The 24,260-nt window shown below is 37.9% G+C and carries 21 protein-coding genes; 7 read left to right on the top strand and 14 right to left on the bottom strand.

The genetic code is table 11. The annotated features are described in order from the left end of the window. Nucleotides 1-371 precede the first annotated feature (371 nt). The 7 genes from ESZ48_RS11935 to ESZ48_RS11905 all read left to right on the top strand — a co-directional run bounded on the left by ESZ48_RS11935 (nucleotide 372) and on the right by ESZ48_RS11905 (nucleotide 9,654). Nucleotides 372-1,274, top strand: coding sequence for a DMT family transporter (locus tag ESZ48_RS11935; RefSeq protein WP_129017716.1), 903 nt, complete (start codon nucleotides 372-374; stop codon nucleotides 1,272-1,274). Nucleotides 1,275-1,572: 298 nt separating this feature from the next. Continuing rightward, on the top strand, nucleotides 1,573-2,982 hold the full coding sequence (locus tag ESZ48_RS11930; RefSeq protein ID WP_129017715.1) for a flavin-containing monooxygenase: 1,410 nt from the start codon (nucleotides 1,573-1,575) through the stop codon (nucleotides 2,980-2,982). A 150-nt stretch (nucleotides 2,983-3,132) separates the two neighbouring features. Beyond that, complete coding sequence (cls, locus tag ESZ48_RS11925; RefSeq protein WP_129017714.1) at nucleotides 3,133-4,584, top strand: cardiolipin synthase; 1,452 nt, start codon at nucleotides 3,133-3,135, stop codon at nucleotides 4,582-4,584. 91 nt (nucleotides 4,585-4,675) lie between these two features. Continuing rightward, nucleotides 4,676-5,422 (top strand): SDR family NAD(P)-dependent oxidoreductase, encoded by a 747-nt coding sequence (locus tag ESZ48_RS11920; protein ID WP_129017713.1) that lies wholly within the window; start codon nucleotides 4,676-4,678, stop codon nucleotides 5,420-5,422. A gap of 102 nt (nucleotides 5,423-5,524) precedes the next feature. After that, nucleotides 5,525-6,820 carry an NAD(P)/FAD-dependent oxidoreductase gene (locus ESZ48_RS11915; RefSeq protein ID WP_129017712.1) on the top strand — a complete coding sequence of 432 codons (1,296 nt, stop codon included), beginning with the start codon at nucleotides 5,525-5,527 and terminating at the stop codon, nucleotides 6,818-6,820. Nucleotides 6,821-7,082: 262 nt separating this feature from the next. Then, entirely contained in the window at nucleotides 7,083-8,393 is a 1,311-nt protein-coding gene (gene nhaA, locus ESZ48_RS11910) for a Na+/H+ antiporter NhaA (protein ID WP_129017711.1), read from the top strand. Between the two features lie 154 nt (nucleotides 8,394-8,547). Next, nucleotides 8,548-9,654: a mechanosensitive ion channel family protein gene (locus tag ESZ48_RS11905; protein ID WP_129017710.1), complete on the top strand. Its 1,107-nt coding sequence runs from the start codon at nucleotides 8,548-8,550 to the stop codon at nucleotides 9,652-9,654. Between the two features lie 113 nt (nucleotides 9,655-9,767). Here ESZ48_RS11905 and ESZ48_RS11900 read toward each other — a convergent pair whose 3' ends face one another. The 14 genes from ESZ48_RS11900 to ESZ48_RS11835 all read right to left on the bottom strand — a co-directional run bounded on the left by ESZ48_RS11900 (nucleotide 9,768) and on the right by ESZ48_RS11835 (nucleotide 24,161). Continuing rightward, complete coding sequence (locus tag ESZ48_RS11900) at nucleotides 9,768-9,974, bottom strand: YgaP family membrane protein (RefSeq protein WP_129017709.1); 207 nt, start codon at nucleotides 9,972-9,974, stop codon at nucleotides 9,768-9,770. Nucleotides 9,975-9,993: 19 nt separating this feature from the next. Next, nucleotides 9,994-10,299, bottom strand: a complete 306-nt coding sequence (locus tag ESZ48_RS11895; protein WP_129017708.1) for a hypothetical protein — start codon at nucleotides 10,297-10,299, stop codon at nucleotides 9,994-9,996. A 60-nt stretch (nucleotides 10,300-10,359) separates the two neighbouring features. Continuing rightward, entirely contained in the window at nucleotides 10,360-13,554 is a 3,195-nt protein-coding gene (locus ESZ48_RS11890; protein ID WP_129017707.1) for an efflux RND transporter permease subunit, read from the bottom strand. Between the two features lie 138 nt (nucleotides 13,555-13,692). Next, nucleotides 13,693-14,784, bottom strand: coding sequence for an efflux RND transporter periplasmic adaptor subunit (locus ESZ48_RS11885; RefSeq protein WP_129017706.1), 1,092 nt, complete (start codon nucleotides 14,782-14,784; stop codon nucleotides 13,693-13,695). Between the two features lie 102 nt (nucleotides 14,785-14,886). Further along, nucleotides 14,887-16,197 carry a TolC family protein gene (locus ESZ48_RS11880; RefSeq protein ID WP_129017705.1) on the bottom strand — a complete coding sequence of 437 codons (1,311 nt, stop codon included), beginning with the start codon at nucleotides 16,195-16,197 and terminating at the stop codon, nucleotides 14,887-14,889. Between the two features lie 472 nt (nucleotides 16,198-16,669). After that, entirely contained in the window at nucleotides 16,670-17,248 is a 579-nt protein-coding gene (locus ESZ48_RS11875) for a cytochrome b/b6 domain-containing protein (protein WP_129017704.1), read from the bottom strand. A gap of 34 nt (nucleotides 17,249-17,282) precedes the next feature. Then, complete coding sequence (locus ESZ48_RS11870) at nucleotides 17,283-17,702, bottom strand: hypothetical protein (protein ID WP_129017703.1); 420 nt, start codon at nucleotides 17,700-17,702, stop codon at nucleotides 17,283-17,285. Then, nucleotides 17,692-18,456, bottom strand: a complete 765-nt coding sequence (locus tag ESZ48_RS11865; protein ID WP_129017702.1) for an LOG family protein — start codon at nucleotides 18,454-18,456, stop codon at nucleotides 17,692-17,694. Before ESZ48_RS11865 ends, ESZ48_RS11870 begins: the two co-directional genes overlap by 11 nt. 10 nt (nucleotides 18,457-18,466) lie before the next feature. Then, nucleotides 18,467-19,588 carry an ABC transporter permease gene (locus tag ESZ48_RS11860; protein WP_129017701.1) on the bottom strand — a complete coding sequence of 374 codons (1,122 nt, stop codon included), beginning with the start codon at nucleotides 19,586-19,588 and terminating at the stop codon, nucleotides 18,467-18,469. 126 nt (nucleotides 19,589-19,714) lie between these two features. Then, nucleotides 19,715-20,821 carry an ABC transporter permease gene (locus tag ESZ48_RS11855; RefSeq protein ID WP_129017700.1) on the bottom strand — a complete coding sequence of 369 codons (1,107 nt, stop codon included), beginning with the start codon at nucleotides 20,819-20,821 and terminating at the stop codon, nucleotides 19,715-19,717. A 158-nt stretch (nucleotides 20,822-20,979) separates the two neighbouring features. Beyond that, nucleotides 20,980-21,702 carry an ABC transporter ATP-binding protein gene (locus tag ESZ48_RS11850; protein ID WP_129017699.1) on the bottom strand — a complete coding sequence of 241 codons (723 nt, stop codon included), beginning with the start codon at nucleotides 21,700-21,702 and terminating at the stop codon, nucleotides 20,980-20,982. A gap of 85 nt (nucleotides 21,703-21,787) precedes the next feature. Then, on the bottom strand, nucleotides 21,788-22,690 hold the full coding sequence (locus ESZ48_RS11845; RefSeq protein ID WP_129017698.1) for an ABC transporter ATP-binding protein: 903 nt from the start codon (nucleotides 22,688-22,690) through the stop codon (nucleotides 21,788-21,790). After that, entirely contained in the window at nucleotides 22,691-23,185 is a 495-nt protein-coding gene (locus tag ESZ48_RS11840) for a hypothetical protein (RefSeq protein ID WP_129017697.1), read from the bottom strand. Nucleotides 23,186-23,261: 76 nt separating this feature from the next. Beyond that, nucleotides 23,262-24,161 (bottom strand): HlyD family secretion protein, encoded by a 900-nt coding sequence (locus ESZ48_RS11835; protein ID WP_129017696.1) that lies wholly within the window; start codon nucleotides 24,159-24,161, stop codon nucleotides 23,262-23,264. Nucleotides 24,162-24,260 lie beyond the last annotated feature (99 nt).

The following is a 24,260-nucleotide window of genomic DNA, read 5'->3' as shown; positions in this document are numbered from 1 at the left end:
CGGGGAATAAAACCCAAAGATCCCGTTGAATAACGCTAAGCAGCGCCACAGGAAAGCGGGATTATCCCGATAACTATCGGGACAACTATCAGTTTTTAATGCATTGCTTCGCAACATTTAAAAATTGAGTTTCACTAATTTAAATAAGATTGATGCACAGTCAATTTTAAAACATACTTATATTTGTCGCAGTCGAAAATTGTAGAGATTTCTGCTTTATGATTTTCGACTGTTATTTTTAGTAATAATCTATTTTCTTAGTAACTGGTTCGCAATGGATGGGCATTTTTATCAGTGAACCAAAGAAAAACTACACCACGTACCACGATTAATGTGAGATTTCAAATAGCAGATATAAAACTTCGCAACCAATGGCTAAATTATTAAACAACCGATGGTTTTTATTCATCGTAATTTCCCTCACCTGGGGAAGCTCGTTCATCTTGGTTAAAAAGTCTTTACTCGGATTTTCGCCTTATGAGATTGGCGCTATTCGTGTGGCAATTTCAGGTCTTTTACTTGGTTTTATTGGTCTTCCCGCTATTTTTAAAATGCCTCGCAAAACATTGTTTTGGGTGATTGTTGCAGGGTTCTTCGGAAATTTTTTACCTATGTTTCTATTTCCCATAGCGCAACAGAAAGTGAGCAGCTCATTAGCTGGAATATTAGACGCGTTGTTTCCTATGTTTGTCTTAGCCTTTGGGTTTCTGTTTTTCGGAATAAAAAGCAGATGGTCTCAAGTATTGGGTGCGGTCATCGGATTTTTGGGAGCAGCAAGCCTTATTTATTTTTCCGAGGTCAATACCGATAGTTCCCAATTTTGGTACGCCATGATTGTCGTCCTGGCAGGTGCCTCTTATGGAATCAATGCTTTGGTGATAAAGGAGAAAATCCCCAATCTCTCTTCCATCAAATTAACTGCCGCAGTATTTACGTTTTGGGCTATTCCTTCTTTGGTTATATTATTTTTTACGGACCTGTTCCAAAATTTTGAATGGACTCCTGAAAGGACAGAAGCCATGAGTTATCTCGGATTTTTAAGCATTTTCGGCACAGCTGTTGCTATGTCTTTATACTACAAACTCATTCAAAATACAACTCCTGTTTTTGCGAGTTCCGTGAGTTATGTTTTGCCTATTGTAGCCGTGATCTGGGGCGTTTTGGATGGCGAAAAATTTACATTTTGGTATCTCATTGGCGCTGTTCTCATCGCTATAGGCATCTATCTCATTCGTGAAAAGAAAATAAATCCCTATTTGCCGCCTCCCAAATAATCATTCTGAAGGGTTAAGGCATTTCTATAGTTTAACATCCTATTTCTTGTGAAAAAAGACTCAAGTTTTATGATTTCTTTAGGGTCGAGGATTTGTTAAAACAATCAAAATTCACTATATTATCCACATCGGTAAAATGACGCCAAAACTTAGGTTTCGCTCCTTGATTCTCAGGAGGTTTGCGTTGTTTTTTTTTTGCTGCAGACCGCAGTTTCTATCATTAAATCGAATTAATAATTGTCTGTCAATAATTCTTGGAGCAAGAATTTATTTTCAGATGCAAAACTTATAAATATATATGAATAACAAACGAAAGACGAACAAAAAGCGCGTAGGAATCATTGGTGCTGGGCCAAGTGGCTTGGCACAATTGAGAGCTTTTGAAGCCGCAAAACATGCAGGATTGGAAGTGCCGGAAGTAGTATGCTTTGAAAAACAAAGTAACTGGGGAGGCATGTGGAACTATTCTTGGCGCACAGGCGTAGGGAAATATGGTGAGCCAATCCATGGTAGCATGTACAAATACTTATGGTCTAACGGTCCAAAAGAGTGTTTGGAGTTTTCGGATTATTCATTTGATGAACATTTCAAAAAACCGATTTCATCCTATCCGCCAAGACCCGTTTTGTTTGATTATATCCAAGGTCGGATCAAAAAGAATAAAATTCGTGATTATATCCGTTTTGACACTACAGCGCGTTGGGTGAATTACAATGACGAAACCGAGAAATTTGAGGTTGTTTTTGACGATTTGAAAATTGATAAAACCTACACTGAAGAATTTGATTATCTCGTGGTGGCGTCAGGACATTTTTCGACGCCAAATATGCCCTATTTCAAAGGCATAGAGCAGTTTCCAGGTCAAGTTATGCACGCCCATGATTTTAGAGGCGCTGACCCCTATAAAGATCAGGACATCTTAATTATTGGAAGTAGCTATTCTGCTGAAGATATTGGTGTGCAGTGCCATAAGCACGGTGCGAAATCGGTAACTTTGAGCTATAGGAGCAGTCCTATTGGTGTTAATTGGCCAGAGGGAATTAAAGAAGTGCCGTTATTGACACATTTTGAAGACGATATCGCGCATTTTAAAGACGGTACCACCGAAAGATATGATGCTGTGATTATGTGTACAGGTTACCAACATAAATTTCCTTTTTTACCGGATGAATTTCGTTTGAAAACCAAAAACAATCTCTATCCGGATCATTTGTACAAAGGAGTTTTCTATAACAATCTTCCGAAGCTGATTTTTTTAGGCATGCAAGATCAATATTACACTTTTAATATGTTTGATGCCCAGGCTTGGGTGGCAAGAGATTTTATGATGGACAGAATGGAGATGCCATCAAAAAGAGAACGACGTGTAGATATTGACCGATGGTTGGAAGACAATGACAAATTGGAAAATAGTTTTGATCATGTCGATTTTCAAAGTGCTTATATCAAAGATTTACTGAGTCTCTCAGACTATCCTGATTTCAACGTGGATGAAGTAGGAGTGATGTTTAAGGAATGGCTTAAAGATAAGGATGAAAATATATTAACCTACCGTGACAAAACGTTTAAGAGTGTGGTTACGGGCACTATGGCAGAAACCCACCATACAGAATGGATGGATGAGATGGATGACAGTAAGGAACGGTATTTATATCAAGAAGAAAGTGAAGAGGCGCTTGAGGAAGTTGTTGGTAAACAACACGTATAAGTTCACTGATTTTTAAGAGGTCAAATTTATAAAATATAGACCTCACAGGCTGCCGAATATTTCGGAACTGTGAGGTCTTTTTTTTACAGTGAATCCACTTTAGGATTGAAAAAATGTCTTAATTTAACCAAATAAACGCTGTCTTTTAATATGAATTGGATTATACTCGCAGAAATTGCCTACGCACTTTTGGTGGTTTTCGTTATTTTAAGAGTGCTGCTTGATACCCGGAGTAGCACAAAAGCATTGGCATATATCCTTTTTATTATATTCGTTCCGTTTATTGGAATGATTTTCTATTTTACGGTAGGAATCAATTACCGAAAACGAAAACTCTATTCCAAAAAGATTGTTGACGACGAGCCTTTTCGGAAAAGCATTAAGGAGAGAATGAACATCTATTCCGAATCGATAAGCAATTCCGGGTTGGTAGCTTCAGAATATCAGAATCTATCAGAGTTTATCCTTCGTTCGGGATTCAGTCCGTTAACGGCAAACAATAAGGTGAAATTACTTGTCAATGGCGAAGAAAAATTTCCAGAACTATTAAAAGCTTTAGAAAGCGCCAAATCGCACATTCATATAGAGTATTATATCTATGAGGACGATATCACGGGAAATTCCGTGGCAGATGTTTTGATTAGAAAAGCTCAAGAAGGCGTTGAGGTCCGATTTATGTACGACGATTTTGGTAGTCGCTTCGGTAGGTCATTCATCAAAAGACTGGAAGATGCTGGTGTTCAAACCATCCCTTTTTACAAAATTATCTGGTACGCTTTTGCCAACCGGCTCAATTATCGAAATCACCGAAAAATTATAATTATTGATGGCACGATCGGATTTGTTGGAGGCATCAATATGAGCGATAAATACCGGAATGATTTTAAGAAAGAAAATCACTTATATTGGCGCGACACTCACTTGGTGATTGAAGGTCCCGCGACAGCTTACTTACAGTATTTATTCTTATGCGATTGGAATTTTTCCAGCCCCAACCGATTTGATTATAGTAAAGTTTATTTTCCTGATCAAACCAGTCATGAGACTATAGAAAATGACATTGTACAAATTGCTGCTTCAGGACCAGACAGTCCACAGCCCGTTATTTTCTATTCTTTATTGGAGGCTATTGGTTCTGCCAAGAAAAGGATTTACATCGCAAGTCCGTATTTTATTCCTGGTGAAAGTTTAATGGATGTTTTGATCATTGCTGTTCAGAGCGGATTGGACGTCAAAATTATAATTCCGGGGATATCCGATTCCAAAATGGTCGATGCCGCTGCAAGAGCCTATTATACCGAATTACTGAAATTTGGCGCCAAAATCTACAAATACAACAAAGGTTTTATTCACGCAAAAACTATGGTTATTGATGATAATTTAGCAATCGTTGGGTCGGCAAATATGGATTACAGAAGTTTTGACCTCAATTTTGAAGTCAATGCCATGGTGTACAGTAAGGAAATTACAAAACAACTCACCGCAGTATTTGAGGAGGATTTGAAGGATTCAGAACTTATCGATGCGGAAGAATGGCTCAACCGTCCTAAATACATGAAATTGTGGGAAAGAATGGTGCGTTTGTTGTCGCCGTTTCTCTAAAAGTTGGTCAATTTTTATGATTATTATTCCTTGAATTAGGTGTTTAAAATTTAGAGTGCATAGAATCTTTAAAAAGAAATAAATCGAAAATATGAAAAACTTAAAAGATCACGTCGTCATAGTTACCGGCGGAGCAGCAGGAATAGGAGGAGCCATCACGACGGTTTTGACAAAAAGAGGTGCAAGCGTTGTGGCTGTAGACCTTAATGAAGAGGCAGGTAAAGAAAAAGAAGCGTCAAATCCAGAGCAGATTGCATTTTTAAAAGGCGATATCTCTAAAGAATCGGTCGCTAAGGAAGCTGTTAAACTGGCTGTTTCTAAATTCGGGAAGTTGACCGGGCTGGTTAATAATGCGCACGCCTCAAAACAAAAGCCTTTGATGGAACTCACTGAAGCCGATTGGGCATTGTCCATGAACACGGGATTGAACGGCACGTTAAATTTTATGAAAGCCGCCTATCCTGAGCTTAAAAAATCGAAAGGCGCCATCGTCAATTTTGGATCTGGTGCCGCATTGCTCGGACAAAAAAATCAAGCAAGTTATGCAGCGGCCAAAGAAGCCATCCGCGGATTGTCACGTGTGGCCGCCAATGAGTGGGCAGGAGATGGCATCCGGGTTAATATTGTATGTCCGTTAGCATTTACAGAAGGTGTTGCCCAATGGAAAGAAGCCCATCCTGAACAGTATGAGGAAGTAGCAGGTAAAAATCCGATGAACCGTTTTGGCGATCCACAGAAGGATATTGCCCCTGTAGTTGCATTTCTATTAAGTGCCGACAGTCAGTATATGACCGGGCAAACACTTATGGCAGATGGTGGCGACATTAAATTGACGTAATAAGCAATGGACAAATAGATTTTTTACGCGTGTTTGTCCTTTGATTTGTTCAGTTTTTCAAGCCTTTAAGATTCTAAAATCAAGCATTAAAAAACAAAAGACATGCAAGAAAAACATATTGTCATTATAGGAGGTGGTTTTGCCGGAGTTAATCTGGCCAAGCAATTGGGTAATAAAAAAGGGTTGAAAGTCACTTTGGTGGATCGGAATAATTACAATTTTTTCCCACCTCTATTGTATCAGGTTTCTACCGGAATGCTGGATATTTCAAGTATCTCCATTCCTTTTCGGACACTTTTTATTGGCAATAATAATTTGTTTTTTAGGATTGGCGAATTGGAAGCAATAGTTCCAGACCAAAAAAAAGTCGTACTCTCTACTGGAGAAGTGCATTACGATACTTTGGTTCTTGCCACCGGTACAGAGAGCAATTATTTTGGGATGAAGAACATCGAAAAAAATGCTCTGCCAATGAAAACGGTCAATGATGCCATAAAATTGAGAAACTATCTCCTTATGGAAGGTGAAAAGTACACGTTTTGTACCGATGAAGCTGAAAAGCGCAAAATGCGAAATATCGTGATTTCTGGCGCAGGACCTTCTGGAGTTGAAATTGCAGGTATGATTGCGGAAATGCGCAAGCGAAAACTTAAGGAGATCTATCCAGAATTAGAGAGTGAACGCTTAAATATCTATTTGGTAGATGGTGCTCCAACGGTTTTGTCATCAATGAGTGAAAAATCACAAAAATACACGTTGAAAATCCTAAAGAAACTGGGCGTCATTGTAAAGTTAGACAAGATGGTTTCCGATTATACGGATGATAAAGTTTTCTTTAAAGATGGTGATACCATAGAAACGAGAACTCTAATCTGGACGGCAGGTGTAACAGGAATGAAGGTTGAGGGTATCCCAGAAGGTTGTTATGACAAGGGTAATAGACTTCGCGTTGATGCCTATAATAAAGTGGTCAATTCCGATTATATCTACGCCATTGGCGATACCTGCATTCAAAAAACAGATCCTAATTTTCCCGAGGGACATCCGCAGTTGGGAAGTGTGGCGCAACAACAAGGGAAAGCCTTGGCAGATAATTTTGTGGCGATTCTGAAAAATACGCAACCGAAACCGTTTACATATAAGGACAAAGGCGCCATGGCCATTATAGGCGATCAAAAGGCGGTGGCGGATATGACTTTTCCAAAAATAATTCTTACCGGATGGCTGGCATGGTTTTCCTGGTTGTTCGTGCATTTATTTCTCTTGGTAAGCTACAGAAATCGGTTTAGGACATTTTGGAATTGGTTTAATGCCTATTTGGGCAAAGGACAATCTCAAGGGATTATGATAGGGAAATTCCCGAAAGACGCTCCTTTGTCCAACAAAGATGAAGTGTAAATTCCCATGGCCACATTAGATATGGTTTTGGCGAATCATCAGTTGAGGGTGGTGGCTATCAGGTTTAAAATAGTCTTTCGTTCTGAAATGTCTTGATATTTACTTGTGAATTTCTAACAAAAAGTGTGAAATGTTTGATGTTTTTGTTAATAATTCGGCGAAAATAAAATTTTTACAAAAATCGATTCCCGTTCTTTAGCTTTTTTACATTGAAAGTGTATCTTTGAATCACAATCCACATTACAAAGTCTATTTCACGTCGATGATAAAAAAACTGATCGTTACCCCACTTCAAAAGTTCGTTAAAATTGAAAGTTTTAGTGGTATCCTATTAATGTTTGCTACCGTTATAGCGCTTGCCTGGGCAAATTCGCCTTTTGGAGAGTCTTATCGAGAACTTTGGCAATATGATATTGGTATTATCACCAAATCTTTTGAGTTTACACTGCCAGCTATCCTTTGGATTAATGATGGTTTAATGGCTATATTTTTCTTTCTGATTGGATTGGAAATTAAACGAGAATTAGTGATTGGGGAGCTGAATACCACCAAAAAGATAGCCTTTCCGCTCGTTGGTGCCTTGGGAGGCATGGTCATTCCGGTTACTTTGTTTTTGTTGCTGAATCAAAATCCGGAGACGGTAAAAGGATGGGGGATTCCCATGGCAACAGATATTGCCTTTTCATTGGCCATTTTAAATGTTATTGGTAAACGTGTACCCTTAAGCTTAAAAATATTCCTTACAGCATTTGCCATCGTAGATGATATTGGTGCGGTGTTGGTTATTGCCGTGTTTTATAGCGGCAGTATTAATATGACGCTTTTATTGATAGCTCTTGCATTGTTAGGTGTTCTATATCTAATTTCTTATAAGGGTTATTATTCTAAGTATGTCATGCTCATCTTAGGAATTGCTATATGGTTCTTATTTTACTTTGCTGGAATACATCCTACAGTCGCAGGTATTATGTTAGCGTTTTCTGTGCCTATCAGACAAAAGATAGATACCTCTACGTTTTTGCAACATTTGGACATTGTCTATAAGGATATCAAGAATTCGATTGTTCTGCAAGAACCGATACTCTCAAACGAGCAATTGGAAAACATCAATGACTTGCAAGACTGGACTGCAAAATTTAGATCGCCATTACAAAACTTGGAGCGTAGTTTACACGGTTGGGTAGCCTATTTTATCATTCCAATTTTTGCGCTTGCCAATGCAGGTGTCATGATTGATAGTTCAGTAGAGTTAGATACAGCCATAGTTATAAACATTATCCTCGCTTTAATTGTAGGTAAAAGCATTGGGGTCACATCATTTGTACTATTGGCTAAAAAGATTAAAATCATTGAAGTGCCAAAGGACATTAATTTCAAACAGATTATTGGCGTTTCATTTTTAGCAGGAATAGGATTTACTATGGCAATCTTCATTGCAAGTTTAGCTTTTGCAACCCATCCAGAATATATAGATTCTGCCAAGATTGGGATTCTCATAGGATCATTTATATCTGCCATTATCGGCTATGTACTTCTAAAGATGGCGACTAGAAAGCCGCCTCAGTTGCCCTAAAATCATCAGTGTTGAAAAAGAAGGCAGAGCGTTGAGGATTTAGAATAGTTTTTAGAATTTCAAATATGAAGGGTAAATAATATACTTTAGGAATTAAATAGGATTTTTTTAAATGACCCTTCATCATGTCTTCCAATTTTAGAACACGCTTTTCATGACCGAATTTTTCGAAACATACAAGTCACATTTGATCTATGGAGCCAGTGTCATAGCGATAGTGATTGTACTTCATATCATCACCAACGTCTTAAATAAGTGGTTGATGAAAAAGGAAGCTCAAAAGTTTTTGGGAGCTCCAGAAAAACCAATGCACATTTTAAAACGAACCTTGAATATCCTTTGGATCGTTTTAGGGCTTATTGCCTTGAGCTTTATCTTTGTTGATAAGGAAAAAAACGACACCTTAATTGGTTATTTTAAACTGGTGGGTTATTTGGGAGGTGTTGCAGTGATCACAATTGTGTCGGCAACGCTCTGTAACTTATGGTTTAAACATAAGATTCAGGAAAAAACGCTACTTGGCTATGATCCCACAAGTTTTAAGTTCTTGCGTTATGTAGTCGTTTTTATAATTTGCTTTATTGGAGTTCTTTTCGGTTTGATGGCATTCCCGTCACTGCGAGGTGTTGCGCAGACAGCCTTGGGAGGTGCTGGGGTGATCGCCCTGATTGCAGGGGTCGCATCTCAAGAAGCATTATCAAACTTGGTAGGCGGTCTATTTATTATTTCATTTAAGCCATTTAAAATTGGAGATATTGTAAAAGTGAGCGATACTATGGTAGGAACGGTCACAGACATAACCTTGCGCCACACCATTATCCGAAACTTTGAAAATAAAATGATTGTGATTCCGAATGCGGTCATCAATAAAGAGAAGTTGATCAACTACGATTTGGGAGAGATGAAGTGCTGCGAGCATATTGAAATGAATATTTCTTACGACAGCGATATCGATTTGGCAAAACAGATCTTACGCGAAGAATGTGAAAGCCATCCGTTAATTTTAGATAACCGATCCAAAAAGGAGAAAAAAGATGGCAAACCTTTAATAAGAACGGCGCTAACCAAAATCAACGATTCTTCATTGACCATCAGAGCATGGGCTTGGGCTCGCAACTATAGCGATTCTTTTTCCTTAAAATGTGATGTTTTGGAAAGCACCAAAAAGCGCTATGATAAGGAGGGTGTTGAACTGGCATTTCCGACGAGAACCATTTATGTGAACAATGACGCGGAGAAGCAGACAAAGGTTGAGATTTAAAATGACAGCTCTAAAGCTATTCTAAACTAAATCATCATCCTTTCATCAACAAAGCATGACTTTATTTGATGTTGGAAATTGTCTGCCATCTGGAATCGTAAACTTCTTTTTTATTATAAAGAACAACCCGCACCAGTTTTCTTAACGCCTAATTTCATTAAAATTGTTTCCAACAAGCACCATTTTGTAAATGCCGATTGAATTAAATTAAGGCCGATAAATACGGTCAACCACATCCAATTTGGATTGACGTAAACGGTCAGAACAACACTTAATAGTACCATTGTACCTACGATAACTCTAAAATATGTATTTAGCATTTTGTTTTATTTTTTAAATTTAAATTTGTCTTTCTATTGGAACAACTACGGCTCTTACCGCATTGTTGGTTTCTACTCCCGAATTGAATTCTTCAATTGCGTTGAATAAGTCGTCAATGTTTTCATCATCCGTAAACGAGAAAAACATCCGCGATTCATTGCTGAACTTTTCGCTAGCAAACCAACTTGCAGTCATTACGACGGTCGATCCATTTTTGTATCCGTCAATATCAGAACTGCTGAAGTTGTGAATATTTGCATTTTTGAAGAGCCTTAGAACATCTTTTCTAAACTCCTCGACTGAGGTAACGATTACTAATTTCATGATTTTTATTTTACATTATATTGCGTAGAGACAGCTTGCAAGCTGTCTCTACGCAATCAATTATTTATAATTTTTCTTTTCGATCATATAATACACTAATGGCACAACCAATAAGGTCAACACGGTGGACACGATTGTTCCACCCATTAATGAAATGGCCAAGCCTTGAAAAATAGGGTCGAACAAGATCACAAAGGCACCTATCACCACGGTTCCTGCAGTTAAGAGGATTGGTGTCGTTCTTACGGCACCAGCTTCAATAACGGCTTGTTTCAGTGGGACACCATCGGCGGTCCGTAAATTGATAAAGTCAATTAATAATACCGAGTTCCGCACCATAATTCCAGCCAAAGCAATCATTCCAATAAAAGAAGTTGCCGTGAAAAACGCACCCATGATCCAGTGACCCAGAATAATTCCTATTAAGGATAACGGAATGGCCACCATCATGACAATTGGTGCTTTAAAGTTTTGGAACCAGCCTACAATTAAGATGTAGATCAAAATAATGGCACCTAAAAAGGCAATTCCTAAATCTCTAAATACTTCTAAGGTAATTTGCCATTCGCCATCCCATTTCACCGTATAATTATCTTCAAAATCTGGCTGGTCCAAATACAATTCATTAAGTTCATAGCCTGTTGGTAACGGAATCTCTTTTAATCGATCCTCCATGCCTAAAATAGCGTAGGCAGGACTTTCCAGATCGCCAGCCATATCGGCTAACACATAGACCACACGTTTTTGGTTTTTACGGAAAATACTCTTGGCTGAGATGGTTTTATTTATAGTCACCAAATCGGCAATCGGGATCATATTTCCTTGGATGGATTTGACTTTCAACTGTGAAATATCCGAAATAGTGGATTTTTCTTTTTCATCCAAAGCCAATATCAAGCCCACTTGATTGCTGGCATCTTCATCATATAAGGTGGTAATGGCGTTGTTTGACAAGGCCATATTCATGGTATATGTAATTTGCTGTGGCGCTACGCCGTAGAGCATGGCTTTCTCCTTGTTAATGACAAACTGATATTCAATTTGATCATCTTCAACCATCCAATCGATATCGACAACATCATCGGTGTTTCTCAGGATGTCTTGAATATGATCTGCGATCTTTATTTGCTCGTCATAATCCGGGCCATAAACTTCAGCAACAATCGTAGACATTACAGGAGGTCCTGGTGGAACTTCCACTAATTTCACATTGGCATTAAATTTTGCGGCGATTTTCTGAATATCAGGTCGCAACAATTTAGCAATATCGTGACTTTGGGCTTTACGTTCGTTTTTATCAATTAAATTCACTTGAATATCTGCCATATTGCTGCCACCACGTAAATCGTAGTGACGTACCAATCCATTAAAAGTAATAGGAGCGGAGGTGCCGATATAATTTTGATAATTGACAACTTCTGGTCGTGTTGTTAAATATTGAGAGATCTCTTGCGCTACCATTCCAGTACGTTCCAAGGTGGTACCTTCGGGCATGTCAATGACTACTTGAAATTCATTTTTATTATCAAAAGGCAGCATTTTTACAGCTACTGAATTCGTAAAAAACAGGACCATTGTTCCCATTAGAACTGCAAAAGTCAACCCTAAAAACAACCAACGTTTTCCTGTGCTTTCCAATAAAGGTCCTTCCAGTTTGTTGTAAAGTCTGTAAATGAAGGTCTCTTCCAACGGTTTTTCTACTTTTTTAGCTTTCCCTTTTACATCTTTTTCTCTCAAGAAAATATAACCCAAATAAGGCGTAATGGTCAATGCCACAAAAAGCGATAAGATCATGGCAATAGAGGCGCCAATTGGCATAGGTGCCATATAAGGTCCCATTAATCCGGATACAAAGGCCATTGGTAAAACAGAGGCAATGACGGTTAAGGTTGCTAAGATCGTAGGGTTTCCAACTTCGTTAATGGCATATAAAGCGGCCTGTTTAAATGGTAGGCGCTTCATTTTGAAATGCCTATGCATGTTTTCTGCAATAATAATGGAGTCATCCACGACAATTCCCGTTACAAACACCAAAGCAAATAGTGTAATTCGGTTGAGGGTATAATCCATCATATAATAGCTCAACAAGGTCAGTGCGAAGGTGATTGGTACAGATAAAAACACGACCAATCCACCGCGCCAGCCCATGGCAAGCATTACGACAAGTGTGACGGCAAAAATAGAGCCTATCAGATGCCATAAAAGCTCTGAAACCTTTTGTGACGCTGTTTCCCCGTAGTTTCTGGTGATTTCAACATGCACATCATCAGGAATTAAAGTACTGCGTAAATGCGCTACTTTATCGATGATAACTTCGGCAATCTTCATGGCGTCAGCACCTTTTCGCTTTGCGACGGCAATGGTGACTGCTGGATACTCCGATTTAAAATCGGAAGCTTTGTTACTGCCTTGACCAAATCCTAAACTCACATAGTTTTGTGGGACTTCTGGGCCATCGACGATGTCGGCAATTTGCTTTAAATAAATTGGCTGATTTTGTTGTACGCCAACGACAAGGTTTTCAACATCGGTAGCCGATTCTAAAAATTTTCCTGTGTTTACAAGAAACTCTGTGTCGTTTTTATCGAAACTTCCAGAGCTTAGTTGACTGTTATTGGCTTTGATCATTTCAGAAACCGAAAGGAAATCCAATCCGCTTGCTGCTAGTTTATCTTTATCCAACACGACGCGCAATTGACGAGCTCTACCACCAATTTTATGGGTGATAGCAACATCGTTGACCTTTTTAATTTCGCCTTCCAGTTCTTGTGCGATTTGGCTTAACTGGTAATCGTCGTAATTTTCACTCCACAAGGTTAAACCTAACATTGGGACATCATCAATAGCCCGGGTTTTTACCAATGGAAATGTGACACCAACCGGCATTTGATCCATGTGCTTATTGATTTCGTTGTATAATTTTACAAACGAACGTTCAATATCTTCACCCACATAAAACTGCACGGTAACCATGCCTTGTTCTTTCATTGACGAAGAATACACATATTCCACGCCTTTAATATTCGAAATCAGTTGCTCTAAAGGCTTGATGACACGCGATTCTACTTCCGTTGGACTTGCACCTGGGTAGCCCACAAAAATATCGGCCATTGGCACATCAATTTGTGGTTCTTCCTCACGCGGAATTAGAAACGAACTGTACACACCAACCACGGTAAATACGATCATCAAAAGCACTGTGAGCTTCGATTGTATAAACACTTTTGCAATTTTACCTGCGATACCTTCTTTCATAATCCTATCCCTAGCCCTTTCCAAAGGAAAGGGAACTGTTACGGGTTATTTTTAGTTAATATTTTTTTTGATAGCTATAAGGCTTTTAAACCTTAGTGGATTTATTATTTAGTTTGTGCCTGTAGTGGCTTTCTTCCCTTAGGGAAGGACTGAGGATGGGATTATCTTAGCCCCATTAAACAATTTCCCTTCAGATGAAACGATATAGGATTCGTCTGCTGATAATCCGGATAATACTTCTACGTGATCACCAAAATTTCTACCTAAACGTAACCATCGTAAGATGGCGGTGTTACTTTGGCTTACCGAATAAACCCCTGATAATTGACCGTTTGTGATGATAGCTTCGGTTGGAATTAGAACCAGTTCCGTAGATGCTTGTTTTTCAATTGGGAATTGAACGCTTACAAACATTCCAGAAAGAATATGGGCTTCCGTTTTATCTAAAGCAATCTTTACTAAATATTGACCACCTGTATTTTTGGCAGATGAACTCACTTCAATCACTTTACCTTTCAGCGTTTGATTAATAGATTTCACCAACACATCCACTTGGGTATTCTTTTTTATTTGCGAAATTTCTGTTTCAGGAACACTGGCCATAACTTCAAAATCTCCTGGGGTTTCAATACTGATTAATGGAACTCCCGGATTGGCCATATCGCCTGTTTCAATATTCTTGCTTGTCACAGTTCCGCTAAATGGTGCGGTAATATTGGTGTAAGCAAATTGGGCATTGATTTCATTTTTCATTTGATTGGCAGATTCCAAACGTGCTTTTGCCATTTCATAATTGGCCGTCATATCATCCATTTCTTTTTGTGAGGCACTGGCGCTCGCAAACAAACTTTGAAAACGATTATAATCTTTTTTGGCATTGTTAAACGCGACCGTAGCTTCTGTAATACCTGCGTTAACTTGTGCTTGTTTCGCTTGGATATCGGCATTATTTATAGAGACCAATAATTGGCCTTTAGTGACTTTATCGCCAACATTCACGTGGACTTTATTGACATAACCCATCATTCTGGTGCTCAAATCGGCACTGTTTGTGGCTTGAATTTTTCCACTTACAGATAAAAACGGATTACTGCCATTAGCTGTAACTTGATTGACAACTACTGGAATTGCTGGAGTGGTATCAGCAACTGCTTTCTGGTCTTTGCTACCGCAATTCGTGAAAAATAGGGAGGCTGTAATGACGCCTAGGAGGTATATGTATTTTTTCATTTTTTTTAATTTATTTTTATTCGATACCTACACGATTTTTAAAACCTTGCAGGATAAGTTGGTTACTGACTGAAAACTGCGACTGCCTACTGCAGACTATTATTAATCCTTGGTTAAATATTCTAAATACGCTTGCGCATAATTGTATTCAAAAATGGTTTGATAATATTCCAATTGCTTTTGGGCGAATTGGGTTTCGGCGATTAATAAATCGGATGTTTTTTCTAAACCTTCTTCAAATCTGTTGGTTCTGATCCTTAAAGATTCTTCAGATTGTTCCATTGAGAGACTGGTGAGCCTTAGTTTATTTTCGGCATCTAAATACGCACGTCTGGCTTTATTTAATTCTAAATTGCTTTGAGATACATATTGCGAGTATTCCAATTTCGACTTTTCAAATTCTGCCTTACTCTTTTGTGCCTTCCCAATTCTTTTGGAACCTTGAAAAAGATCCCAAGATAATTGTGCGCCAAACAAATAGCCACTGGCATCCGCTTGAAATATTTTATCATCGTACAACTCATAACTACCAAAGGCGTTTAATCGTGGAAGGAAGGACATTTTATCGGCTTTGTTCATAGCTTCGTAGGCATCTGTAGCCAAGAGCATGGCCTTAATGTCAGAACGGTTTTCTGAAATGGTTTTGTTTTCCATAGTTGAAACAGAAATTGTTAAACTATCGGTTGGAATGTAAACCACGTAAGCCTCGTCATTCATTAAAAAAGACAGATAATTGGAAGCATTCTGCACATTACTTTTTGCAGTTTGTAGTTGGTTGAGGACTTCAGTGACGCGCACTTCAACATTAAGGACATCGGCGCGTTGTAGGTAACCTTGTTTAAAGCTATTGTCGGCTAATTTTTTATTGGCATTGGCAGCATTTAACGCTTGCTGTAAAACGTCCACACCTTTGTATGCCAATTGCAACTGCATATAAGCCTTGTCGACTTCAAAAGCCAAATAGTCAGAAGTTCTTTCGGTTTTTAAAGCCATGGCATCCATTTTGGATTTTGCTGCTTTGCGTTGGTACATCCCATCCAAATTGATTAGAGGTTGTTGGATTTCAAACTTGGTTGCAAAACTCTGAACTTGCGACGGATCATTTAGCAAGGCTGGATCAAAATCATTCTGGGTTAATATACCCTGGTTCAATTTAGAGCCAAATGCCATTAAAGGGTTAGTGGTTGCAATTCCGGTATGACTGGCCGTGATGTTTGGCAGATAGACGGCGTTGGTTTGTCGGTAGTCTGCTCTGGCTTCAATAAATTCCTGCTCAGATATTTTTATTGAAGTATTATCTTCACTCACCTTGTTCAAAACTTCAGATTTTGTAATCGGCACAATTTCCTGTGCCTGAAGCATTAAAGTGAAACCTAAGAAAGCAAAAATCAATACGAATACGTTGTTTTTCATGTTTACAATCATTTATGCCACAAACATACGTGTGATAAAGCTCATGGTCAGTAACCTATGTTACCCACAAAAAAAAACACCCTTTTTCAAGGGTGCTTTTCCACTTTCAACCAATAAAAACTGATAACCACATCAATTTACTTTTCTCGTGCCTCCATTTACACTAGTAACCTGTTAGGTCAAACCATCAAAACCTCATTTTCATTAGATAATTCTCTGAATAAATGTGCAACTACATGATCTATGATGCCTCACTAGAATGACCCTTATAGCCTTAATTTTAATTTTATTAAAGATAGTCTGCTTCTAATTGTTGTAATGTAACCTGAGTTACACATAACAACATAGTGTCATTCAAAGCGCTAAAATTTATTATATTAGAAGAAGTGAGAGAGAAAATACTTGAGGTTATTGACTCAATTAAGCGTTATGTAATTGCTAAGTAATTAGGTAAAAGTATTTTTTCTAGATGTTACTTGTTCTTTTTTGGACCACTAACTATTCTTGAAATAATTCCTCGATGCTCCGTGAACTCAGCTATCAATACGCCTATCAAATGGATTACTATAAATGCGACCAAATAATAAATACCAAGAACATGGATGTCTTCCATTGGCTTTTTCAATTCTTTTGGTCCTAATTCTATGATAAGTCCGGTAACTAATGAAACAAGCACACAGACATAAAAAATAATATAGGTCCATTTCTGAAATTTCGCTTTTATGGTGAGGTTTTTACCTAAAGGATTTTGGATCTTCATTTGTCCGAACCCAGGAAGTATAAAGCGAATACTAAATAAACCAACCAATATATAGCCGAGGTAAATATGCCAATCCCACATGGGTTGTCTTATTTTTTTAGCTAAGGCAATGCCTTGATCTTCTGATAAAATCTGACCAGTATCTTTTAGATAATCTTGTATAATAGCCGCCATATTGTATTTATTCATCCAAGTTAATCGCAATAAAATTGTAATTAATAAGAGCAGAAATGAAATGGCTATCGCCCAATGAACGATGCGGTATGTTTTAGAATATTGTATTTTTTTCATGATATCTGTTTTTATGTTGAAGCATAGCTTTGTGTTAAAGGCCTGCTTTTGTTTCAGTACTTAATTTGTTGTTTTTCGTATAGAAATAAGCGATGAGTGAAAAACCTAAAGTCATCAATATTCTGAAAATCATGGCTTTTATCGTTTTTGTTTCGTGAATTCCGCCATTATAAATATAAAATTGCAATGCAATAAAAGCAATAATTAGGATAATTAAAGCAGCGATCAAAACCCTAAAGGTCCACTTTTTTATTTTTAAGAAACCATAAACAGCAACTAAATATAAAATGCTGCTCATAAAGTTGGCCCACACTATAAACGAAACATAGTGTCCTTCTTTGGCTCTGATTCCGAACCAATCAAAAATTACAGAACTACTCAAAAACAGAGTGAGTAATGCAAATACTGCTAAAACAATAGCACTTACCGTAGTGATGATCTTTCTATGTTTCATTTGAAATGGGCTTATCGGCTGGCTCTCCAAGCCACCATTTTGGTTTGACGGGTTTCCTTATTAATCCAAATTTTTTGATGGTATGAGATTCAATATGGGCCATTAAATCTTCCACAGAATCGGTTACAAATAAGAGTTCCATATCTTCTGGACTGATGCTTTCGTTTTCAGCCATTAATTGAATGTGTTCCCACAATTCATTATGGTAAACGGAATCGAAAATGACTATCGGAAAATCGCTGATAACTTTGTTTTGAATCAGTGTCAAAGCTTCAAACAACTCATCTAAAGTACCAATACCACCTGGCATGACTACAAAGGCATAAGAATATTTTATGAGAATCACTTTTCTTATAAAGAAGTAGGGGATGTCGATCCATTTATGGAGGTAGGGGTTGGGTTTTTGCTCGAAAGGCAGAATTATATTGTAGCCCACAGAATTGCCTCCAGCTTCAAAAGCTCCTTTATTGGCGGCCTCCATAATTCCCGGACCACCACCTGTCATGACTGTAAATCCTGTTTTTGCCAAAGCGGCACCAATCTTTTCGGCATTTTTATAATGCTCTGAATCGTTTGTAAATCGGGCAGATCCAAAAACAGTGACGCAAGGGCCAATAAAATGCATTTTTCTAAAGGCCTTTAGGAAATTGATAAACACTTTAACTGCGAAGGTAAATTCCTTAAAACGCGATAGGGGACCTCTAACAAACAAAGATTCATCTTTAGATAGCATTATTTTTTTATCAATCTCCATACATCAATTTTTAGGTTGTTTTTCTATAACTCCAAACCGCTAATCCGTTCATGACAATAGCGTAAACCGAAGTTTTAATGAGCTGAGGCAAAATGTCCGTAAAACCCGATCCTTTCAGCATGACCATTCGCATCACTTCAACATAGTATTTTATGGGATTGAACTCGGTAATGATTTGGGCCCATTTTGGCATACTTTCTATGGGCGTAAACAATCCGCTCATCAAGATAAATATCACCATAAAGAACCAAGCAATAAACATGGCTTGTTGTTGGGTGTCCGTGAAATTTGAAATGAATAATCCAATTCCCAATACCACTAAAATATAAATGGACGTGTAGAAATACATGAGCGCCAAGCTGCCCACCATCGGAACGTTAAAAATCAATCTTGCCAATATTAATCCAACGGTTAGCAGGCCCATTCCAATAACCCAAAAAGGAAAGAGTTTCCCGATGATGAATTGACTTTTCTTAATAGGCGTCACGTTAATTTGCTCCAAGGTGCCGATTTCCTTTTCGCGGACAATGTTCATCCCTGAAAGGAAAAGGGTGATCATTGTAACTAACAAAACCAAGATTCCCGGAACCATAAACGTTTTGTAGTTTAAGGTTTCATTGTACCAAAATAGGGGAATGGTTTCAATGTTTATCGGTTGTATTTGAACATCCGAAATTTGTGCCAAAGCTGTTCTGATATTCTTGTTATAGCTCTGTATGATTTGTGTGATATAGACATTTTCAACACCCGCGGCTGCACCGTCAATGGCATTAATGGTAACTCCTAAAGTTCCATGTTTTTCTTTTTGAAGATTGCGTTCAAAATGTCTTGGAATTTCTAAAACGACATCAATTTCTCCCTTTAACATAGCTGAACTGGCTATAGCTTCGGATGGAAAATCGGTCAATACATCAAAATAGGTTGAGGCATTAAATTTTTCTATCAATGCTCTTGATGTTGGCGACTTATCATTATCAATATAAGCGAATTTGATATTCTTAACCTCAAAAGTAGCGGCATTGGAAAGAATAACCAATTGGAGTAGTGGTAGGACAAAAATAATTGGAAGCATGCCTTTATTTCTAAAGATTTGCTTGAACTCTTTTTGTATGATGTAAAGTATTGTTTTCATCTTAGTTCCCGCGAAGGCGGGAATCTCTTTTTTAATTTCTAAATACCTACAAGGTTATTAAAACCTTGCAGGATGGTTATTCTTTTCTGTTCACTTATCTCTACCCACTCACCTCTACCCACTAACTCACTCCAACCTAATCTTATACTTCTTCACACTCAATGCGATAAAAAACACGGTCATCCCCAATAAAATCAAGGTTTCTTTCCATATAAATTGCAGTCCGACACCTTTGAGCATAATGGCTTTTAAAATAATGATAAACCATTTGGCAGGAATGATATTACTGATGATTTGGAGCGGCATTGGCATGCTTGAAATAGGAAAAATGAATCCGGATAACAAGATTACTGGCAGCATCAACCCCATTAAAGAAATCATCATTGCGGTTTGTTGGGTGGCCGAAATGGTTGAAATTAAAATACCCAGAGCCAATGAGGTAATAATGAACAATACACTTTCCAAACCTAATAAAAACAGACTTCCTTGAACTGGCATATTAAAAATAAAAATGCTCAACATTACAATGACAACGGCATTTATTATGGACAGAAATATATAAGGAAACACTTTTCCTATTATTACTTGAAATGGTTTTAATGGGGATACTAAAAGAATCTCCATCGTACCCAATTCTTTTTCTCTGGTAATGGAGATGGAGGTCATCATTGCCGAAACCAGCATCAAAATGATGGTCATCACTCCAGGAACAAACATGTACACGCTTTTTAATTCTGGATTATAAACCATGCGGGTTTGAGGAATTATTTGGTAGGCAATGGTGATGTCCTTGTTCAGTTCCTTTTGATATTGTTGAAGGATGGCACTGATGTAATTGGTAATCGTATTAGCTGTATTTGGATCTGTGGCATCCGTAATTATTTGAATGGTTGCCTTGTGGTCTTTGATAAGGTTTTTACTGAAATCTTTTTCAAAGTTTAAAACAGCCTTGACTTGTCCTTTTTGAAAAACTGAAGCAATATCCGCTTCGCGAGTGACCATTTGTTTGATGCTGAAATACTTTGATGCTGCTATCTTATTGATAATTTCTTCTGTAGTGGTGTCTTTTGAATGGTCTAAAATGGCGATATCTACATTATTGATTTCATTGGTAATAGCAAATCCAAACAATAAAATTTGGGCAATCGGCATTCCGAAGAGAATAAACAATGAGCGTCTATCCCTAAAAATATGGTAGAATTCCTTTTTTATAAAACCTATGAATCTTTTCATGTTTAGTCCCTGCGAAGGCAGGGATCTCTTATTCCTGCGTAGGCAGGAATCTCTTTTTAGTTAATTATTTTAATTGTTACACAGAGCGCCACACAGAAATCACAGAGCTGCACAGAGTTTTTAAACTGTAAACCGCAACTGCGACTTAAAACTCCTTTCTACCCTCGCGCCAACTTCAAAAACACATCATTCATACTTTCTGCCTGAAACTGCTCTTTAAGCTTCTTTGGAGTATCTAAAGCTTCAATTTTACCGTTTACCATAATGGACACCCGATCGCAATATTCTGCTTCATCCATATAATGTGTGGTCACAAAAACAGTGGTGCCCTGATTGGCTGCTTTATAGATCATCTCCCAAAACTGACGTCGGGTAATTGGGTCAACGCCTCCTGTTGGTTCATCCAAAAACACGATTTTAGGATCATGAATCAAAGACACTGAAAATGATAGTTTCTGTTTCCAGCCCAATGGTAGCGATCCTACTAATTGGCTGGCAACGTTTTCAAGTCCCAGTTCTTTAATTAGTGCTTCTGATTTTTCTTTAATTTTTTTTCGTGATAATCCATATATTCCGCCAAAAAAAGTGATGTTCTCTTTAACAGTTAAATCGTCATACAAAGCAAATTTTTGGCTCATATAGCCAATGTTTTTTTTGATGTCCTCTGGATTGGTTAAGACATCAAATCCTGCAACAGTAGCCTTTCCAGAAGTTGGATTTGAAATTCCAATCAGCATTTTGATCGCTGTGGTTTTTCCTGCACCATTGGCTCCCAAAAAACCAAAGATCTCACCCTTTTCAACTTCGAAAGTGATGGCGTTAACCGCTGTAAAATCACCAAACATTTTGGTCAATCCTTCTACTTGTATGACATTGTTCATTTTTTAGGATTTATATCTACAAGGTTTTCCTCCTTCGGCGGACAGGTGGAAGCCTTGCAGAATAAGGTTATGTAAACTTTGCAGGTTATTTTGCCAACTCCATAAAGGTGTCTTCAATAGTGGCTTCAGTTTCTTGAATTTCTATATCAGAAAGGTTTTTAGTTTCCAGATAGTGCCGCAATTCCTTCGGATTAAAATCGGTTCTACTATCTGTATAATGCACAAACTCGCCAAAAGGATAGACACTATGGTTAAACTCATAGTCTTTTAAACTTATGATCAATTGGTACATATTATTTGCACGAACGTTATAAATGGGTTTCGGATAGTGTTTCACAATAGCTTCTGGGGTATCAATTTCCAAGATTTTCCCGTCTTGGATCAAAGCCACTCTATCACAAAGAGCGGCTTCATCCATATAAGGGGTGGAGACCAAGATCGTAATCCCTTTTTGTTGCAGACGTTTCAGCATTTCCCAAAATTCTTTTCTTGAAACAGGATCCACTCCTGTGGTGGGTTCGTCCAAAAACAAAACTTTTGGTTTGTGGATTAATGCACAGCTCAATGCCAGTTTTTGTTTCATTCCGCCAGATAATTTTCCGGCACGACGGTCTTTAAAAGGCTCAATTTGAACATAGATATCCTTTATCAAATCGTAATTTTCATCGATGGTCGTTCCGAATATAGTAGCGAAGAAATTTAGATTCTCCTCCACCGTTAAATCCTGATAGAGCGAGAATTTCCCTGGCATATACCCAACATTCTTCCGAATTTCTTTATAATCTCCAACCACATTAAAACCGGCAACGGTTGCAGTGCCTTCATCTGGAAATAAAAGCGTTGTCAAGATCCTGAACAATGTTGTTTTACCAGCACCGTCAGGACCGATAAGCCCAAAGAGTTCATTTGGCTTTACGTCAAATGAAATGTCCTGTAAGGCTTTTACGTTTTTATAGGATTTTGATATGTTGGAAATTGAAATCCCCATTTATTTAAAATAATCGTAATAAGCGTTGATGTTTTCATCAATCGTGCTTTTAAGCTTTGAAGCGTCTTCAACAGTTTCAGTTTGTGTAAGCGCAGCAATTTTTTCAATCAATGGGTGTAACCAAACGTGTAAATTATCATGTGCGGGACCTTGCATTGTACAGTTTTTTATGACGTAATTCTTGTCCTCATTGAGCAGTTCAGCCAGTTTATGATAGTCCGCCAATGTGCTTGTGCTATGTGTATTTATGGTGTGCTGCAATTTCTTAACGCCTTCATTGGTTGGGAGATCGGATTGCCATTTTTCGCCATTGTCCATCTCTATCTCTTCGGTCCAAGAATTATCGTACACATTTGCCGCTGCTTCAACGTGATGCTCATTTAAGTGTGCATCGCGATTTTCAATTTCATCTGAGTGCGTGATGGTTTCTTGATTTTTGTTGTCTTTACAACTTACTAATGCCAATAGGCCGATGGTAAAAATTAAATGTTTCATTGTTTTTGAATTTAGTGGTTAATAATATTTGAATTGTTTGTTTTTGGTTTAAAAAAATTGGATTTTTCTCTCATTTCTAAAGGGTTGGGGATTGGATCCATAGTTCAGCAGGCATGCCTATTTTCAGGCTGCCATCGTTAACGACATCCACTTTTACGGCATATACCAATGCTACACGTTCTTCTTTGGTTTGAATGATTTTTGGTGTGAATTCAGCTTCTGAAGCGATCCAGCTAATTTTGCCTTCGTAGGATTTCATCGTGTCTGCATCATCAATTTTAACGGTGACGTCTTGTCCTATTTTAATGTTTGCCAATTGGGTTTCGCTGATATACACTCGTAATTGCATGGTGCCTAAATCGGCAATTTTATACAGCGGTTTCCCAAAGGCAGTGATTTCATTTGGTTCTGCGTATTTGGTTAAAACGGTCCCATTTATCGGATTTATGATTTTACTTTTTTCAATCTGATCGTCAATTTGTTTTAATTGGACATCAATGCTTTTTAGTTCGTTGACTACAGGAGCATTTTGGATTTCCACACTGCGGATTTGATTTTTGATCACTTCAATTTGACCATGAACATCATCCAGTTGTTTTTGAGTTCCTGCATTGTCCTTTATCAGGTTTTCGGTTCGTGCTTTATTGGTGTTGGCTGTTTTTAATTGGGCATTCAACACATTAATTTGAGATAGTACCCCTTTCGATTTAGAACTGATAACTGCTTTTGAAACCTCCAATTGTTCTCGTTTTAAGGCCAAAGGAATGGTGTCGATATATCCAATGAATTTATCTTTTAAAAGTTGATCACCTTCAGAAACCTCAAACTGCATCAGTTTTCCGGTATTTTCAGCTGAAACAGTTATTTCTGTGGCTTCAAAATTACCGTAGCCGTCTGCTTTTCCATTGGAATTACTACAGGAGAAGAGGGAAGTGGCCACTATGCTTAAACCTAGTATATAATTGTAATAGTTCATGATTTATCTTTTTAGTTTCCGTCAGATTTCGCTGATTTCCGTTGATTTTTTGTGCTATCCTTTCTGCGTCCGTCTGCGGGACAATTATTATGGGAAAAT

It is taken from the genome of Gelidibacter gilvus (assembly GCF_004115975.1).
GTDB classification, from domain to species: Bacteria; Bacteroidota; Bacteroidia; order Flavobacteriales; family Flavobacteriaceae; genus Gelidibacter; species Gelidibacter gilvus.
This window is presented reverse-complemented; position numbering and strand designations above follow the sequence as displayed.

Bases quoted from the DNA above. Each gene is read 5' to 3' on its own strand.
- ESZ48_RS11935 (WP_129017716.1), top strand. From the start codon at position 372: ATGGCTAAATTATTAAACAACCGATGGTTTTTATTCATCGTAATTTCC.
- ESZ48_RS11930 (WP_129017715.1), top strand. From the start codon at position 1,573: ATGAATAACAAACGAAAGACGAACAAAAAGCGCGTAGGAATCATTGGT.
- cls (WP_129017714.1), top strand. From the start codon at position 3,133: ATGAATTGGATTATACTCGCAGAAATTGCCTACGCACTTTTGGTGGTT.
- ESZ48_RS11920 (WP_129017713.1), top strand. From the start codon at position 4,676: ATGAAAAACTTAAAAGATCACGTCGTCATAGTTACCGGCGGAGCAGCA.
- ESZ48_RS11915 (WP_129017712.1), top strand. From the start codon at position 5,525: ATGCAAGAAAAACATATTGTCATTATAGGAGGTGGTTTTGCCGGAGTT.
- nhaA (WP_129017711.1), top strand. From the start codon at position 7,083: ATGATAAAAAAACTGATCGTTACCCCACTTCAAAAGTTCGTTAAAATT.
- ESZ48_RS11905 (WP_129017710.1), top strand. From the start codon at position 8,548: ATGACCGAATTTTTCGAAACATACAAGTCACATTTGATCTATGGAGCC.
- ESZ48_RS11900 (WP_129017709.1), bottom strand. From the start codon at position 9,974: ATGCTAAATACATATTTTAGAGTTATCGTAGGTACAATGGTACTATTA.
- ESZ48_RS11895 (WP_129017708.1), bottom strand. From the start codon at position 10,299: ATGAAATTAGTAATCGTTACCTCAGTCGAGGAGTTTAGAAAAGATGTT.
- ESZ48_RS11890 (WP_129017707.1), bottom strand. From the start codon at position 13,554: ATGAAAGAAGGTATCGCAGGTAAAATTGCAAAAGTGTTTATACAATCG.
- ESZ48_RS11885 (WP_129017706.1), bottom strand. From the start codon at position 14,784: ATGAAAAAATACATATACCTCCTAGGCGTCATTACAGCCTCCCTATTT.
- ESZ48_RS11880 (WP_129017705.1), bottom strand. From the start codon at position 16,197: ATGAAAAACAACGTATTCGTATTGATTTTTGCTTTCTTAGGTTTCACT.
- ESZ48_RS11875 (WP_129017704.1), bottom strand. From the start codon at position 17,248: ATGAAAAAAATACAATATTCTAAAACATACCGCATCGTTCATTGGGCG.
- ESZ48_RS11870 (WP_129017703.1), bottom strand. From the start codon at position 17,702: ATGAAACATAGAAAGATCATCACTACGGTAAGTGCTATTGTTTTAGCA.
- ESZ48_RS11865 (WP_129017702.1), bottom strand. From the start codon at position 18,456: ATGGAGATTGATAAAAAAATAATGCTATCTAAAGATGAATCTTTGTTT.
- ESZ48_RS11860 (WP_129017701.1), bottom strand. From the start codon at position 19,588: ATGAAAACAATACTTTACATCATACAAAAAGAGTTCAAGCAAATCTTT.
- ESZ48_RS11855 (WP_129017700.1), bottom strand. From the start codon at position 20,821: ATGAAAAGATTCATAGGTTTTATAAAAAAGGAATTCTACCATATTTTT.
- ESZ48_RS11850 (WP_129017699.1), bottom strand. From the start codon at position 21,702: ATGAACAATGTCATACAAGTAGAAGGATTGACCAAAATGTTTGGTGAT.
- ESZ48_RS11845 (WP_129017698.1), bottom strand. From the start codon at position 22,690: ATGGGGATTTCAATTTCCAACATATCAAAATCCTATAAAAACGTAAAA.
- ESZ48_RS11840 (WP_129017697.1), bottom strand. From the start codon at position 23,185: ATGAAACATTTAATTTTTACCATCGGCCTATTGGCATTAGTAAGTTGT.
- ESZ48_RS11835 (WP_129017696.1), bottom strand. From the start codon at position 24,161: ATGAACTATTACAATTATATACTAGGTTTAAGCATAGTGGCCACTTCC.